The 16,428-nt window shown below is 42.7% G+C and carries 16 protein-coding genes, 1 riboswitch and 1 other annotated feature; of the genes, 13 read left to right on the forward strand and 3 right to left on the reverse strand.

Annotated elements, in window-relative coordinates; genetic code table 11:
* Positions 1-12: 12 nt before the first annotated feature.
* From MUN89_RS00330 to MUN89_RS00360, 7 genes are all read left to right on the forward strand, one after another.
* Positions 13-441, forward strand: coding sequence for a BrxA/BrxB family bacilliredoxin (locus MUN89_RS00330; protein WP_244710478.1), 429 nt, complete (start codon positions 13-15; stop codon positions 439-441).
* Between the two features lie 190 nt (positions 442-631).
* Positions 632-1,030 carry a hypothetical protein gene (locus tag MUN89_RS00335; protein WP_244710480.1) on the forward strand — a complete coding sequence of 133 codons (399 nt, stop codon included), beginning with the start codon at positions 632-634 and terminating at the stop codon, positions 1,028-1,030.
* Positions 1,031-1,135: 105 nt separating this feature from the next.
* Positions 1,136-1,846, forward strand: a complete 711-nt coding sequence (locus MUN89_RS00340) for a response regulator transcription factor (RefSeq protein ID WP_244710482.1) — start codon at positions 1,136-1,138, stop codon at positions 1,844-1,846.
* Positions 1,843-2,895 (forward strand): sensor histidine kinase, encoded by a 1,053-nt coding sequence (locus MUN89_RS00345; RefSeq protein ID WP_244710483.1) that lies wholly within the window; start codon positions 1,843-1,845, stop codon positions 2,893-2,895. The genes MUN89_RS00340 and MUN89_RS00345 overlap by 4 nt, the downstream gene beginning before the upstream one ends.
* Positions 2,888-3,640: a cytochrome b/b6 domain-containing protein gene (locus tag MUN89_RS00350; RefSeq protein ID WP_244710484.1), complete on the forward strand. Its 753-nt coding sequence runs from the start codon at positions 2,888-2,890 to the stop codon at positions 3,638-3,640. The genes MUN89_RS00345 and MUN89_RS00350 overlap by 8 nt, the downstream gene beginning before the upstream one ends.
* A 5-nt stretch (positions 3,641-3,645) precedes the next feature.
* Positions 3,646-4,125 (forward strand): molybdopterin-dependent oxidoreductase, encoded by a 480-nt coding sequence (locus MUN89_RS00355; RefSeq protein WP_244710485.1) that lies wholly within the window; start codon positions 3,646-3,648, stop codon positions 4,123-4,125.
* Positions 4,126-4,226: 101 nt separating this feature from the next.
* Positions 4,227-4,403: a hypothetical protein gene (locus MUN89_RS00360; RefSeq protein ID WP_244710486.1), complete on the forward strand. Its 177-nt coding sequence runs from the start codon at positions 4,227-4,229 to the stop codon at positions 4,401-4,403.
* Between the two features lie 46 nt (positions 4,404-4,449).
* On the opposite strand, the gene mscL is transcribed toward MUN89_RS00360, so the two are convergent.
* Entirely contained in the window at positions 4,450-4,932 is a 483-nt protein-coding gene (mscL, locus tag MUN89_RS00365) for a large conductance mechanosensitive channel protein MscL (protein WP_244710487.1), read from the reverse strand.
* 88 nt (positions 4,933-5,020) lie between these two features.
* Positions 5,021-5,836 carry an ABC transporter ATP-binding protein gene (locus MUN89_RS00370; protein ID WP_244710488.1) on the reverse strand — a complete coding sequence of 272 codons (816 nt, stop codon included), beginning with the start codon at positions 5,834-5,836 and terminating at the stop codon, positions 5,021-5,023.
* Positions 5,837-6,002: 166 nt separating this feature from the next.
* Here MUN89_RS00370 and MUN89_RS00375 point away from each other — a divergent pair, with 166 nt between their 5' ends.
* Positions 6,003-7,322, forward strand: a complete 1,320-nt coding sequence (locus tag MUN89_RS00375; protein ID WP_305852437.1) for a TrkH family potassium uptake protein — start codon at positions 6,003-6,005, stop codon at positions 7,320-7,322.
* Between the two features lie 64 nt (positions 7,323-7,386).
* Entirely contained in the window at positions 7,387-8,007 is a 621-nt protein-coding gene (locus MUN89_RS00380) for a TetR/AcrR family transcriptional regulator (RefSeq protein WP_244713506.1), read from the forward strand.
* 323 nt (positions 8,008-8,330) lie between these two features.
* On the opposite strand, the gene ileS is transcribed toward MUN89_RS00380, so the two are convergent.
* Entirely contained in the window at positions 8,331-11,420 is a 3,090-nt protein-coding gene (gene ileS, locus MUN89_RS00385; RefSeq protein ID WP_244710491.1) for an isoleucine--tRNA ligase, read from the reverse strand.
* Between the two features lie 58 nt (positions 11,421-11,478).
* Positions 11,479-11,704, reverse strand: a binding site (T-box leader).
* 160 nt (positions 11,705-11,864) lie between these two features.
* Between ileS and MUN89_RS00390 the strand changes: the two genes are divergently transcribed.
* The 4 genes from MUN89_RS00390 (at position 11,865) to glsA (ending at position 16,174) form a co-directional block, all read left to right on the forward strand.
* The gene (locus MUN89_RS00390; protein WP_244710493.1) at positions 11,865-12,635 is read left to right on the forward strand and encodes a class I SAM-dependent methyltransferase; all 771 of its coding nucleotides are present in this window, start codon (positions 11,865-11,867) and stop codon (positions 12,633-12,635) included.
* Positions 12,636-12,709: 74 nt separating this feature from the next.
* Positions 12,710-14,041, forward strand: coding sequence for a cytochrome ubiquinol oxidase subunit I (locus MUN89_RS00395; protein WP_244710495.1), 1,332 nt, complete (start codon positions 12,710-12,712; stop codon positions 14,039-14,041).
* 18 nt (positions 14,042-14,059) lie between these two features.
* Complete coding sequence (locus MUN89_RS00400; protein ID WP_244710497.1) at positions 14,060-15,085, forward strand: cytochrome d ubiquinol oxidase subunit II; 1,026 nt, start codon at positions 14,060-14,062, stop codon at positions 15,083-15,085.
* 117 nt (positions 15,086-15,202) lie between these two features.
* Complete coding sequence (gene glsA, locus MUN89_RS00405; RefSeq protein WP_244710499.1) at positions 15,203-16,174, forward strand: glutaminase A; 972 nt, start codon at positions 15,203-15,205, stop codon at positions 16,172-16,174.
* A 143-nt stretch (positions 16,175-16,317) separates the two neighbouring features.
* Positions 16,318-16,428: riboswitch (SAM riboswitch) on the forward strand.

Consider the following 16,428-nt stretch of genomic DNA (forward strand, 5'->3'; position numbering starts at 1 on the left):
GGAGAATGTACCATGAATCCATATGAAGAATATATGAAAGAAATTTCCCAGCCCATGCGTGAGGAGTTGACGAGCGCAGGATTTCAGGAGCTGACTACCCCTGAGGAAGTGGATGAATTTATAAGTTCTACGAAAGGCACTTCCCTTGTAGTTATTAATTCCGTTTGTGGATGTGCTGCCGGACTCGCACGTCCTGCAGCAAGAGAATCCCTTTCAAGTGAAAAGAAACCGGAGAATTTCGTAACTGTGTTCGCTGGGCAGGATCGTGAAGCTACGGCAAGAATGAGAGATTATTTAGAAGGCTACGAGCCATCCTCTCCGTCAATGGCCTTGCTAAAGGACGGCCAGGTGCTTCACTTTATTCCTCGTGAAGAAATTGAGGATTTTGAAGTTGAAGAAATCGTAGGAAACTTGACTCATGCGTATAACCAATATTGTTAGAACTGCAAATGTTCATTCTACCTCTCCTCCCTCTGGGAGGAGAGTTTTTTATTTCAGAAAGTATCTTGTCCAATTATTTCCGTGAAAAAACCTCCCTATTTATATATATTAATAGTTTTGTAAGGTTTTCTTAAGTGATCTGTAAGTCCTGCAAGTTAGACTAAAACCAAACCCGAAAGGAGTGAATGGTATGAAAAAATGGATGATGATGTTCGGACTTATGACCATGCTGGTTTTGGCAGCTTGCGGGACGAGTGATGACGGAAATAATGGTGATGAGCAGATGGATGACCAGCAGCAGGAGGAAATGAACGACAGTGATGAGAACAACAGCGATATGGAAGGGGAAAATTCGGACATGGAAAGTGACGACGATATGAATAAAGATGATATGAGCGGCGAGGATTCAGATATGAAAGACTCTGATATGGAGAACAAAGATGACATGGATAGTGAAAACTCGGACATGAAAGACTCCGATATGAAGAACAAAGATGATATGAACAGTGAGGACTCCGATATGAAGGAGTCAGACAGTGATGAAATGAACAAGGACGAAGACATGAACGATTCTGAGGATGAAATGTAAGACCATTTGTATTGATTCAGCAGCAAATCACTTATGGCAGAAATACGAGGCTTCAAAATTGTTCATGCTATGATAAAGAAAAGGTGTGACCTAAGGGGAATACACATGGACAAGAAATCTGTGTTAATTGCAGATGATGAAGCCTCGATTGTCGATGTTTGCAGGAGGTATTTAGAAAGAGAAGGCTATGAGATCTATACAGCAGGTAATGGCCAGGATGCCTTGCAAATATGGCAGAAGCACCAACCTGATCTGATCATACTTGATTTAATGATGCCTGTTATTGACGGCTGGCGTGTATGTGAGACGATCCGCACGAAAGATGAGACCCCTATTCTTATGCTGACCGCTAAGTCAGAAGACTATGACCGCCTATTCGGACTGACGATCGGGGCCAATGATTACATGAGTAAACCATTTAACCCCCAGGAGCTGGTACTGCGGGTACGCTCTATTTTTCGGTTAATGGGATCAAACTCGTCTGGAAGCAGTCAGGAAAAACCATCCACCATTGAACTTGGCGGAATTGTAGTAAATACGAGTACACGGGAAGTCCTTGCTAACGGAAAGCCCGTGTCCCTTACCGTCAAAGAATTTGATCTCCTTCTCTTATTGATCACTCATCCCAGGCAGGTTTTTTCCAGAAGCCAGCTGCTCCGCCAAGTTTGGGAGACGGATTATGACGGAGATACAACAACTGTAACGGTGCATTTACGGAGATTGAGAGAGAAAATAGAAGCGGACCCCTCTCACCCTCAATTGCTGGAGACCGTTTGGGGGATTGGCTACAGGTTTGACCCGGGGGAATCAGAATGAAAATAAAAACGATTTTTCTTATTGCCAATGGAAGCAGTATTTTGCTCATGACGACTTTCTTAATGATCAGCTATTTTTATATGATTTTGTCAGTAGAGATGATTGGGTGGCTTTCCCTGCTCACTCTTCTTTCTGCTCTTGTCTCTTTCTTCGTGTATTATTTACTCACCTCCCCTGTGGAAAGATCGATTAAGCGATTATCTGATGAGGCCCATGAGATGACGGAGAACAACTTTGGCAGCCGAATCCCTGAGGAAGGACCTGTAGAAATTCGAACACTAACGAAGCAGTTTAATCAAATGAGTGAACGCTTAAGTTTGTCTTTTCGTGCTATTAAACAAGCAGAGCAATCACGAAGGGAGCTCGTTGCCAACATTTCCCATGATTTACGAACTCCGATGGCATCCATCCGGGCATTCCTTCAAGCAATCCAAGACGGAGTAGTCGAAGATCCAAAAGCAAAAGAACAATATATGCGAACCATCTCCCTAGAAGTTGAGCGCCTGGATCATATGATTCAGCAGTTATTTGAACTATCTGTCTATGACTCAGGACAAATGAAACTTCACAAAGAATGGGTAGCACTGGATCAGTGGCTGATTGAAGTGATGGAGCACAAACGGTTTATTTTAGAAGAACAGCATAGGGACGTGCACATTGAACTGCCAGATCGGGTAAAAGAAGTATATATGGATCGTGACAAAATTAAACGCGTTTTGATGAACCTGCTTGATAATGCTCTCCGTCATTCTGAAACACACACGGATATTACAATTCGCATCAAGCAGCCCAATGACCAAGTACTCATCGAAGTAGAGGATCACGGAGAAGGAATAGACGAGAAGCATCTTCCCTTTATTTTTAACCGTACTTACCGGGTGGAAGCTTCCCGTAACCAGAAATATGCAGGTACAGGTCTCGGACTTGCCATAGCTAAACATATTGTGGAAGCCCATGATGGAGAAATCAGCGTCCAAAGCAAGCCAGGAGCTGGATCGACCTTCATCGTGAGACTTCCTCTCAAGGGAAGGAGCGATGAAAGTGGATAAAAGAGTCTTTTATACATTCCAGAAAAAATTTGGACAGAAGCTAAAGCAAATCCACCATTGGAATGCGATTTTATTCACTCTGCTTGCCATTACCGGTTTTATCCTATTCTCCACGGACTTTAGGCAATGGTTTCCACAAGTACGTATATGGATTAGAGACAGCCACATCTGGATCGGTTTCCTCAGTATTCTTCCATTGCTCGTATATGGACCAAAAATGACCAAGCATTTAAAAACACTGCGAAAGCGTAAGAACAACCGAAGAAATTTATCTTTTGTCCTTTTCCTGCTCGTAGGACTAGTGGTTTCAGGACTGATGCTTTCCTTTCACCGGGAGCTTGGTCCCGGTTTAAGTTCATTTGCCTTAATTGTCCACGATATACTCACGTATGCCGGGGTTCCTTATCTCATCTATCATAGTATTACGCGTTCCCAGTGGTTTAAAAACCTGGAGAAAACAAGAAAACAAAAGCTTCAGGAAAAACCTATGCTCATTGAAGAAGGAAACCCTATCATGAACCGAAGAACTTTGCTTCGGAGAGGAACTGGAGCCACAATCGCCCTTGTGTTTACTCCATTTATTTATCAGTGGCTTAAGCCGTATTTCGGATCCTCAATCAGTTCCTCCTCTACTTCGTCGACACTGCCTTTAACGGAAACATTTTCTCCTCTCCCTACCCCGCTTCCGAAATCGAAACCACCAATCGGGGAGGTAGAAAAGGCAGTTTCCGTTACTATACTGTAACGCAAATGCCGGAGATCAGTGATAAGAACTTCTCTTTTAAAATCGACGGATTAGTAAATAACCCGAAGAGCTGGAATTGGGAACAATTTGTCCAAATGAACCGGGAAGTTCAAGTTTCTGACTTTCATTGTGTGACTGGCTGGAGTCTTTATCACGTTACGTGGGAAGGAATTAAGCTGAAAAAACTGCTTGCTTCAGCAGGCGTGCAAGACAAAGCCAAATACGTGAAATTTTATTCCCAGGATGGTGTTTATACAGATACTCTGACCATCAAGCAGGCTATGGAGGACGATGTTATGGTTGCCGTGCTGATCGATGGAGAATTAATAGAAAATAGAAACGGTGGACCTGTAAGGCTGATTGTCCCAGAAATGTATGCCTATAAATCCGTCAAATGGCTGAACAGAATGGAATTAATAGAAGAAGAACATATAGGCTACTGGGAACAGCGCGGTTACAAAAAAGATGCCTATGTCGATGTGTAAAAACCTATAATTTTTACCATACATTTACTATCTCTTTATTATCTCTCAACAAAAATTGGGTATCTTCAAATTGTACTCAAATTAGAAAGGGGATTTTCTGTATGGTGAAAAAGTGGATGCTTGCCCTGGGAATGAGCTTTGTTCTAATTTTGACAGCATGCAATAACAGTGACGACAGTAACATGGATGACGAACAGCAGCAGCAGGATGACAGCGGTAATTCAGATTCTGGCTCTAGTGATGATAGTGGAAGCACGGATGACGAGTCAGGAAGCTAAAAACTTAATAATAGAAGCCATCCTTTAATCGGATGGCTTTTTCTTATTATTTCACTTTCCATTTCGGTGATAAAGATTCTGTTAGAGTCGATGAACAATTGGGGCAAATGGCTGCCCTTGATGGGATAGGCATGCAACAATACTCGCATTCTTTTTTAGTCATCGCATCCAGGGGATGCTGATGGGGTTTTTTCCATCGATTTAATTGGCGGACAATAAGAAAAACGGAAAACAGCACGATGATAAACCTGACCACTGTCGTTAAAAATAAACCATAGTTAATGGTAGCAGCTCCTGCCTCCTGCGCTGCCATTAGAGACGGGAAGTTCTTTCCGGTCAAACTAATAAATAGGTTCTCAATATTCATCGTTGAAAAAAACAGCCCGACAGGCGGCAGCAGAATATCCTTAACCAACGAATCTATAAACCCACTGAATGCGGCACCCAGTACCATTCCCACCCCAATATCAAGAGCACTGCCCTTTACAGTAAATTGACGAAACTCTTTCAGTAATCCGACCTCGTCCACCTCCCTTTTCCTTCTCATTGTATGAGGGATAGAGAAAAGCTATGTATGGATGAAAATAACCAGCACCTGATTAAGGTGCTGGTTATTATTATGCTTCCATTTTCATTTTACTGGGTGTGGAATGTAACAAGTCATATGTTAAGCAGACGGGACGGTCGGTACGTGGATCCTGAACGATGGTGGCATCAATTTGAAAAACTTTGGACAGCACCTCTGACTTAATTACTTCTTCAGGAGTCCCTTCCTGCACGATGTCTCCTTGATGGAGAGCGACGATATAATCAGCAAACCGGGCAGCATGATTTAAATCGTGCAGTACCATTACTATAGTCCGTTTTTCACTGCGGTTTAACTCTTCCAGCAATTCCAGAATCTCAAGCTGATGGGCTAAATCCAAGTAAGTGGTAGGTTCATCAAGAATAAGAATTTCAGTTTCCTGGGCAAGAGCCATGGCAATCCATACACGTTGTCTCTGGCCGCCAGATAAAGAGTCAATCGAACGGTATTTATATTCCTCTACTCCAGTCATTTTGAGCGCCCATTGAATCACTTCTTTATCCTTCTTCGTCAATTTTCCGAACCCCTTCTGATGAGGAAAACGCCCGTAGGAGACGAGTTCGGAAACAGTAAGTCCTTGAGGAGCTTCAGGTGTTTGGGGAAGCACTCCCATTTTTTTAGCAATCGTCTTCGTTGATTCGCGCTTGATTGCTTTTCCATCTAAGTAAACACCGCCTGTCTGCACATTATGAATGCGGGCAAGCGCCTTTAATAACGTCGATTTTCCACAGCCGTTCGGCCCAATAATTGTAGTAATTTTATTTTCAGGTATATCTAAACTCAAATCACGGATTACATGATGGTCTCCATAGGCAATTCCTACTTGATCTGTTAATAACTTCGCCATCTTTCTTTAATCCTCCTAATACACCTTCGTTAATGATATTGAAAATTATTCTCAATTAAACTATAGAACTTTCTTATCAAAATTTCAAGAGCTGTCAAACTCTTTTTATCTTTAACCCCTTTGCATTATAATAAAAGCATTATGATGATAGCTGGTGATGACGAACATGAAAAATAAATTTATCAATCTTAGTCCACCCAGATTTTTAATTCTTGTGTTTCTTACTTTAATTATCCTTGGTTCCCTTTTGCTTATGCTGCCTATTTCCACAACCGAATCCATATCGTTTATAGATGCCTTATTTACCGCAACATCAGCGATGACCGTTACGGGCTTAATCGTTGTGGATACAGGGACTGCCTACAGCCTGTTCGGCCAAATCGTAATTATGTGTCTTATTCAGCTGGGCGGTCTGGGAATTATGACGTTTGCCGTGTTAATTTACATGGCATTAGGAAGAAAAATTGGGATAAAGGAACGTTTATTAATTAAACAAGCTCTTAACCAAACCTCCCTTGGCGGTATTATTAGGCTTGTGAAAAAGCTGCTCGTTTTCTCACTAACTGTGGAGTTCATTGCTGTGGTATTTCTATGTACCAAGTGGTGCCCGGAGATGGGATTTACCGACGGACTATACGCTAGTATTTTTCATTCTGTATCTGCTTTTAATAATGCAGGGTTTTCAATTTGGTCTGACAGCTTGTCCGGTTATGTGATCGATCCCGTCATTAATATCGTGATTACCCTGCTATTCATTATTGGAGGTGTAGGATTTACTGTAGTTTTCGACTTATGGAAAAATAAAGAATTTCACCAGCTTTCTCTCCATTCAAAAATAATGATTGTTGGAACAATTGCTGTGAATATATTCAGCTTTCTTATCATTTTCATTCTGGAATACAATAACCCAGGTACAATTGGTGACTTTTCAACTGCAGGAAAGCTCCAAGCCGCCTATTTCCAGGCTGTTACGCCTCGTACAGCAGGATTTAATACAGTTGATATTGGTCAAATGGAAGATGCTTCATTATTTTTTATGCTCATTCTTATGTTCATTGGCGGCGGAAGTGCTTCGACAGCTGGCGGAATCAAATTAACGACGGCTTTAGCGATCGTGCTTGCCACCATTGCTTTTTTTAAGGATCGTAATCACGCAGTCGTTTATCGCCGCAGACTGGACTATCAATTGATTATTCGTGCGTTGGCACTCACTGTGGGAAGCGTATTTGTCGTATCGATCGCCGTATTTATTCTTGATTTGTCGCAGAATGCGCCTTTTCTTACTGTTTTGTTTGAAACTATTTCAGCCTTTGGAACCGTCGGCCTTTCCATGGGACTTACCGGCAGCCTTACAATCATTGGTAAAATCGTCATCATTTTTACGATGCTGGCCGGAAAGCTCGGCCCTCTTACCTTCGCCTTTGCTTTTGCGAAGCAGACGCCGGATATTATTAAATATCCGAGCGAGGACATTCTCACGGGATAGTGTTGACTTTTTTCAGAATAAATGAGTACACTCAGTGTTGAGCGTACTCATTTTTTTGCAGGAGATGATTGATTTGTTCAGCCGTCGAAATGAAAAGAAACAAGAGACCCGCGAAGCGATCGTGCAAATAGCCAAGCAGCTCTTCTTTGAAAAAGGTTATGACGAAACTACAACAGAAGAAATCGCCAGCAAAGCCGATATTGCTTCTGGAACATTATTTAATTATTTTGATACAAAAGCAGACTTGCTAGTTGAAGTGTTTTCAGAAGGTCTGGACGAAGACTTAGACGATCCAGAACCTGGTCTTTCCGATGAAGATTTAAATAAAGCGGCCTCGGACCTTATATATCAATACATTTACCAAAGGGTCAAACGCTACCGTTTTATCAGCCAGAAAATGTTCAAAGATTTACTAATTACATCCATCTCTGCATTAAAAAAGAAGCCGGAACTCTTAAAAAAGTTTATTGGGTTGGATTTCATGCTCGTAGATAATCTCATCGTGTTTATGAACCAGCTGAAAGAAAAAGGGGTGCTGTCTTCAGATTTTGATTCCAATCAAGCAGCAGAAGTGATCTACAGCTGCCTGGCGTTTGAATTTTTGATGTGTATGTACCAGGAGGATTTAACATTTGACGATTTCCTAAATGGAACAAAGCAGAAACTGCAGTTTATTTTTTCATAAGCACACTATACATTAAAAAAATGCCCCCTCAGAGGTACTCCAATTTCCAACTGTCGAAAAACAAACACCTTATGTATAAGAGTGAAGGGGGAGGTAAACCTTCACTTTACATGAACCTACAGGACGCAGCTCGTTGGCATAGGACATGCCGTTTTTAATCGAACCTCCTTTTCTAGCGAGCTTTCCCACCCATTCGGACTCCGGGAGCTCGCTCTACCTAGTTATATTTACCTATACAAGACACAAACAAAAGCTTGTAGAAAAAACCACTAGGTTTCTCTACAAGCTTAAAACTTGAGTCCAAAAGACTCAGGTTTTTTGATTTATTGGTGCAAAGCTACTTTTAGTTTATGATCCCCGACTTCGAATTCATCCATTTGATCAGCTTCTCCAAGTTTTAATTCCTTAACAAGGACGTTATCACGGATTAACTGTTCATTGTGCTGGATGGCTTTTTTAATTTCTTCATCTCCATCCAGGGAAATATCAACACGCAGATCGATTGGAAGATTTTTCTGCTTTCTGCCATCTTGGATCACTCGAATCACTTCACGGGCAAGCCCTTCCAGTCGAAGTTCTTCAGTAATCGTTGTATCCAGGATAACGTGGAAGTCCTGATTTGATCCCATAGATAAACCAGAGTCAGCCACACGTTCTACGACGAGAAGATCGAGTGGCACGTTCAGCTCTTCTCCTCCTGCTGATACAAGCGCATAACCTTGTTCAACGATTTTTGCAGCTTGTTCTTCAGATAAATTTTCTAAATAACTTTTCACTACGCCAACGTTTTTGCCGAGCTTGGGACCCGCTTCACGGAAGTTCAGTTTTATTTCATAACGAACGAGATCTTCAGAGGATTGTTTCACAGTCACTTGCTTTACGTTGATTTCATCAGCAATAATTGAGCTGTATTGCTGCAGCGCTTCCCCTTTTTTCTCATTTACCGGAATGACAACTAACTCTCCAAGTGGCTGCTTCGTTTTAATGGCTTCATTATTGCGTACTCCGCGTGCCAGCTCGACGACCTGAAGCACCGCGTCCATTTCTTGTTCCAGCTTAGTATTGACTACCTTGTTATCTACTTGAGGGAAGAAAGATAAATGAACGCTTTCGCCTGTTAAATTGTGATAAATGTCCTCAGCAGCGAACGGAATAAACGGTGCAAGCAGCTGGCTGAGCTGGGTCAGTACCTGATGAAGAGTGTGATAAGCAGCTTTTTTAGACTCCGTCATTCCCTCTTCCCAGAAACGGTCACGGGACCTTCGGATATACCAGTTACTCACTTCATCCAAATACTTCTCAAGTGCTTTAGCTGCCTTAGTAAAGTCATATTGATCAAGCGAAGTTTGCACGACGCCGCTTACAGTATTTAAGCGGGAAAGGATCCAGCGGTCAAGCAGTGTTTTCTCACCCGTCTCCTGCTCATCAAACTGGTAATTGTCAATAGACGCATACAATGTGTAAAAGCCATGAGTATTAACAAGCGTATCGATCACTTTGGATTTCGCTTCTACCACAACTCTTTCAGAGAAACGCTTATTGTTCCAAGGAGCACTGTCAGCAAGTAAAGCCCAGCGAAAAGCATCCGCTCCAAATTTGTTAACGAGATCCATTGGATGCAGGGCGTTTCCTTTACTCTTGGACATCTTTCTTCCTTGTTCATCAAGAATATGGCCGGTAGACAGGACACGTTTATATGGCACTTTTCCAGTAAACAGCGTTGACACAGCAAGCAGACTGTAGAACCAGCCTCGCGTCTGATCAATTCCTTCACAAATGACGTCTGCAGGAAACTGCTTTTCAAACAATTCCTTATTCTCAAAAGGATAGTGCTGCTGGGCAAACGGCATCGATCCACTGTCAAACCAAACGTCTATAACTTCGGGAACTCTGCGCATCGTCCCTCCGCATTTTTCACATTTCAACTCTACCCGGTCTACGTAAGGTTTATGCAGTTCGACTTCCCCGATATCGCTCGTTGCTTTTTCTTGTAAATCAGCCTGGCTGTTCGGCGCGTACTGGTGGTCACAGGAGTCACACATCCAAATGTTTAGCGGTGTCCCCCAGAAACGGTTTCTTCCGATGTTCCAATCGACCATATTTTCAAGGAAATTCCCGAATCTTCCTTCTTTAATATGGTCCGGATACCATTCAACCTTTTGGTTGTTTTTCAAAAATTGGTCTTTTAGCTCGGTTGTTTTGATAAACCAGCTTTCGATCGCGTAATAAAGCAGCGGGGAATCACAGCGCCAGCAGTGCGGATAACTGTGCTCATATTTTTCTTTATGGAACAACAGCCCTTCATTTGCCAAGTACTTGACGATGTCGACATCACAATCTTTGACGAATTTGCCGGCAAATGGTGGAATATCTTCTGTATAGCGTCCCTGGCCATCTACGACATTAAAAAAGGAGAGATCATATTTTTTAACTAATTCGTAGTCATCTTCACCATAAGCAGGAGCAATGTGCACGACACCGGTTCCGCTTTCTGCGTTTACAAAATCGGCCTCTACAACAAAGTGGCCGCGTTCCGGCTTCACAAACGGGAAAGGAGCCTGGTAGCGTGTTCCTGCAAGCTCGCTTCCTTTATGACGAGTTACAACTTCATACTCTTCCCCTAACACCTTTTCAGCTAAAGCTTCGGCAACAATGTAAATTTCATCCCCCTGCTTCGCTTTTACGTAAGTGAGATCGGAGTGAACGGCAAGTGTTACATTGGCAGGCAATGTCCAAGGAGTTGTCGTCCAGCCTAGGAAAAATTCGTTATCTTTACCTTCCACTTTAAATTTGGCCGTTGCTGATAAATCTTTTACATCCTCATATCCTTGAGCGACTTCATGGGAGCTGAGCGTTGTCTGGCAGCTCGGGCAATAAGGAGTTACCCGGTGCCCCTTATTTAATAACCCTCGTTTATGCAAATCACTGAGAATGTACCAGACGCTTTCAATATAGTTGTTATGAAGCGTAACATAAGGGTTATCCATATCGAGCCAATAGCCTATTGACTCGGTGAATTCCCTCCATTGTTTTTCATATTCAAAAACACTCTTTTTACATTCTTCAATAAATTTCTCGACGCCAAACTTTTCAATTTCCTGTTTACCGGATATTCCAAGCTGTTTCTCGACTTCAAGTTCTACCGGAAGACCATGGGTGTCCCAGCCGCCTTTTCTCAGCACCTGGTATCCGTTCATCGTTTTATATCTGGCAACAAAATCCTTGATCACACGTCCGAGCACATGCCCGGCGTGAGGAAGGCCGTTAGCTGTGGGCGGGCCTTCATAAAATACAAAGGTTTCAGCCCCTTCCCTTTCATCCATGGACTTTTGAAAAATTTGGTTTTGATTCCAATAATCCTTCACTCTATTTTCACGTTCTAATGCGGCTTCTTTCGTATTTACTTTACGCATACTTCCACCTCTTACTATTAATATTATTAAACGATATAAAAAAACCGCCCCTGATCAACTCAGGGACGGATTGTATTTCCGCGGTACCACCCATGTTCCACACAGATGACTGTGCGGCACTTTAAACAAACGGATATCGGACGCGACCCGGTTCTGCTTACTGAATCCTTCAGCAGAACTTCTCCGAGATGATCTTCAGCTATAAGATGAACGTCACTTTTCAGCACAGGAGTGACTCTCTTTGGATCATGCAAACAGCCTACTCTTCTCTTCATCGAAAAACGAATAATTGTGCCATAATCTTACACCGAAAAAAACAGATTGTCAAAGCATTCCTCCCCGATTTAATTTGCTTATCAGCTCCGATAGAAATCGGGTATTATCATTCTCATTATAGACCCATTACAATAATATTAACCTATTGATTGAAAGGCGGCGCGTACAATGAACGACGACGTAAAAAAAAGAGTACAGGAAACGTTCTCCAGGAACAAGGAAGCTTACGTTCAAAGCAAAACACACAACAATCGGACAGATTTGGAATTGATTTCTGAGTGGCTTACTCCGGAAAAAGACTGGACGGTACTCGATATTGCGACTGGAGGTGGGCACGTTGCAAGGCAGCTCAGCTCTTCAGTATCCACAGTTTTTGCCACCGACATCACTAAGGATATGCTCCAGAACACAGCCCGCCACCTTCAAGGATTTCCAAATATTCATTATGTGGTTGCTGATGCAGAAGAACTCCCGTTCATAGATGATATGTTTGACGCCGTTACATGCAGAATCGCTCCACACCATTTTCCTTCGCCTGAAAATTTCATCAAAGAAACGGCACGAGTATTAAAGCCAGGTGGAAGTTTTCTAATGATTGATAATGTCGCTCCTGAAGACGATGAACTCGATTCATTCTATAATCAATTTGAATACATTCGCGACCCCAGTCACTGTCGTGCCCTGAAGGTTTCCGAATGGAAACGCCTGCTCGCCAACTATTATTTACCTGTGCATAGAGAACTGGCAAGACGGAAACAGATGAAATTTTCTGATTGGGTTTCACGTACGGTGAAAGAGAAACCTATGCAGGACCAGATTGAACGTTGGTTTATCAATGCCCCGGAGAAAGCTAAAACCTATTTTTCCATCATTGAGCAGAATCATCATATTGAAACCTTTGAAATCGATGAATGGAAAATCCTGACTAAAAAGCAATAATCATGTATAAACCCCTATCACCTTGGAAAAATAAGCTAAGTATTGCTGATTTTTCAAAATGAGGTGACTTTTCTTTGGATACCGTTGTGATGGCTCGTTCCTTATTTGGTACATCTCTCGGCTTTCATATTATATATGCAACGATCGGCGTCGGTGTACCGGTGATGATTATCATAGCCGAAATTCTTCATTTAATTAAAAAAGATCCTGATTATGCGTTAATGGCAAGAAGGTGGACGAAAGGATTTGCTGTGCTGCTCGCCGTTGCGATTGCTTCGGGTACCATTGTTGGCGTGCTCATTTCCCTCTTATTTCCTAACTTTATGGAAATTGTCGGTCAGGTCATTTCCCTGCCCTTTCAAATGGAAATCTTCGCCTTTTTAATCGAAGCTGTCTTCATGTCCATCTATTTATATGCAGCAGACCGGCTTCCTCCTTCTCTGAGAATATTGAGCATCTTTTTCGTTGCACTTGGAGCGACTGCTTCAGCGATTATGATTACAGATGTACATGCATGGATGAACACTCCAGCTGGATTTGATCTTACAGAAAGTGGGGAAGTCACGAATGTCGACCCCTGGGCGGCTTTCTTCAACCCGAGCTTCGGCATCACAGCTATGCATGTCACACTCTCAGCTTATATGACAGTTGCTTTTTTAATAGGTTCGATCGCCGCTCTCCGGCTGTTAAAACGAAACCTTTCGAAACAGGAACGAAACTATCATAAAAAAGCGCTGATGATTTCACTTTACTTTGGAGCTGCTATGTCGCTTGCTACTGCCTTAAATGGTCATGAAACGGCCCAAATGCTCCACGAATACTTACCAAGAAAACTAGCGGGGGCTGAAGGGCTGTTTGAAACGACAAGGTATGCCCCATTATCGATCGGCGGCTATACATCGCTTGAGGATCAGGAAGTAAAATATGCAGTTGAAATCCCATCGGCGCTAAGCTTTCTCGCTGGGAACCGTTTTGATACAGAGGTTAAAGGACTGAATGAATATCCTCAGGATCTGTGGCCGCCGCTCTACATCCATATTCTATTTAACGTGATGGTGGGCATCGGTTCTATCCTGCTCGTACTCTCTTTCTTCGCCCTTGCCTGGAAATTACTTTTAAAACGGGAGTTTCCTAATTGGCTTCTTGCCTTGCTTGTCGTAGGCGGCCCGCTTGGGATTATCGCCATCGAAACCGGCTGGTGCTTCAGCTGTATTGGAAGACAGCCGTGGACCATTAATGACGTGCTCCGGACGGACACAGCAGCAACAAAGTCCAATAGTGTCGGCATACTGTTCCTATTATTTATTTCCCTCTACTTAACGCTTTTGTTTGTGACAGCATTCGTTTTACGATTTTATTTCAAACGGAATCCAGTCAGCAAAGAACTTCCGCAAGCTGAATCTTAAAAAAGGAGCTGAACAATTATGGAAGCATCAACCCTTGCGATTACCATCCTATGGAGCTTTCTTTTTGTTTACTCCATTTTAGGATCGCTGGATTTCGGCGCTGGTTTTTGGGGAATGGTTTATGGAAAAAACAAACATACCAATGCTTCAGTAATCGCGAACCGGTTTCTTTCTCCTACGTGGGAAATCACCAATGTGTTTTTTGTCATTTTAGTCGTTGCTCTCGTTACTTTTTTTCCTTTTGCAACGACGATGCTTGGGAGTCTTTTGCTTGTTCCTGTCGGCCTTGGCCTTATCCTGCTGACCATTCGGACAACTTTTATGGTATTTGCCCACCATGCTCAAAAGTTTAAAAACATTCTAAGGATTACATCAGGAATTACCGGCCTGATGATCCCAGCGCTGCTCGTAAGTATCCTCCCTATTACTTTAGGCGGATTTATCGAATTTGAGAATGGCTACCCTCAGCTCCACTATGGAAATCTGTTTAAAGATCCAACCCTTTATATGCATGTCGCCTTCGGTTTATCTACCGAGCTGTTTATTTCTTCGGTATTTCTAATGGATTATGCTAAAGAAGCAGACGACTGGTCAGCTTTCCAAACATACCGGAGCCACGCGCTTTGGCTCGGCCCTGTATCCATTATTGTTGCTGTGCTCACTATTGCTGCGATGCCTCAGGAAGCCGGCTGGATTGTAAATAAAATACAAGCCAATCCTGACTGGTTTATCGTTTCACTGATCTTTTTTCTTGTAGGATATGGATTTTTATTCGTGAAACGGTATAAAGAATACCGGGGACATCCACGGCCGGCCGTTATCTTAATCATGCTGCAATACGGAGCAGCGATTTATGCGTACGGATCTGCCCATCTTCCCTACTTAGTGTACCCTCATTTAACCGTGGAAGAAGGATTTACGAACCCTACTATTTTTTATCAGCTGCTGGTTGTTTACGGTATTGGCTTCGCCATTCTCATCCCAGGTTTCATCCTGTTCTGGAAACTTTTCTTAAAGGATCGCCGCTATTTAAAACAGGAATAAAGATTTGAAGCTATCGGGATGATCGATGGCTTTTTCCCTTTGTCCTTCGATTATAGAAGCTGATGGCTGGGTAATTTAACAGAAATGACTATTTTTTCTAAGTAAGGAGTATGGATAATGCATAAGCTTAATAACGACTACTTAGAGGACGCTGTAGAAGACAGCATGCCGTTTGCTGCCCAAGGAGAAGTGAACACTTCCCTTCCTGATTTAGATGGCACAAAAAAAGACCTGCTTGGAGTCACGATCCTAACCACAGACCAACAAAAGTTTACAGGAGGAAACTGGGAGCAAACTGTCCCTATGCAGAGTACTTCAAAAATTATTTCACTCATGCTTGCTCTGCACGACTTTGGTAAGGACCGTGTGTTTCAAGCTGTAGGCATGGAGCCGATGGGCGATTTTTTCAACTCGATCAGCCAGCTTGAATCCTATGATACAAGTAAACCCTTTAACCCAATGATTAATGCCGGAGCGATAGCCGTCTCCGCCTTGATTAAAGGACACAATAATAATAACCGCTTTGAACGCTACCTCCACTTTCTTCAACGTGTGACCGACAACCAGGAACTCCATTTGAACGAACAAGTTTATGAAGCAGAAAAAGCTAACGGGGCAAGAAACAGGGCACTTGCTTATTTCATGGAAAGCGTTGGTACTTTAATAACCGATGTGGAAGAAGCTCTGGATCTTTATTTTCGAATTAATTCGGTGATGATGAATTGTGATGACTTTGCAAAGGTCGGGTTGTTTTTGGCGAGAGGGGGAAGAGCTCCGGATAACGATGAAAAATTGATACCCGCTAACCATCTGCGTACCGTTAACGCCATAATGATGACTTCCGGCATGTACAATTCTTCCGGACGGCACGCAGTAGAAGTGGGATTCCCTTGTAAAAGCGGCGTTTCAGGCAGTATTATCGGGGTGGTTCCCGGGTTGATGGGCATCGGGATTGTCGGGCCAGCCATAGATGAAAAAGGCAACAGTACGGCAGGTGGTGCGCTGCTCCGGAAACTGTCGCAGGATTTGGAGCTGAACTTATTCGGGGATGGCCATATTTATGGAAGAGGAATATCGGGCGGCGTTTAACCTTCTGTCTTGTCTTTAAGAAAAAAGAAAAGAATGAATTCTTTATTAAAAATTCAAATAATTCGCTCTGTTCTGTTGTAAAATGATAAAAAGTAGTGTAGATTAGTGAGAAAGCTTTTTAATTAAACAAGTTCATAGTATTTCTCTTATCAAGAGAGGCAGAGGGACTGGCCCGGCGAAGCCTCAGCAACCACTGGTTTGACCAGAATGGTGCTAACTCCAGCAAGTTGATTCATCAACTTGGAAGATAAGAA

Source organism: Halobacillus salinarum (assembly GCF_022919095.1).
GTDB classification, from domain to species: Bacteria; Bacillota; Bacilli; order Bacillales; family Halobacillaceae; genus Halobacillus_B; species Halobacillus_B salinarum.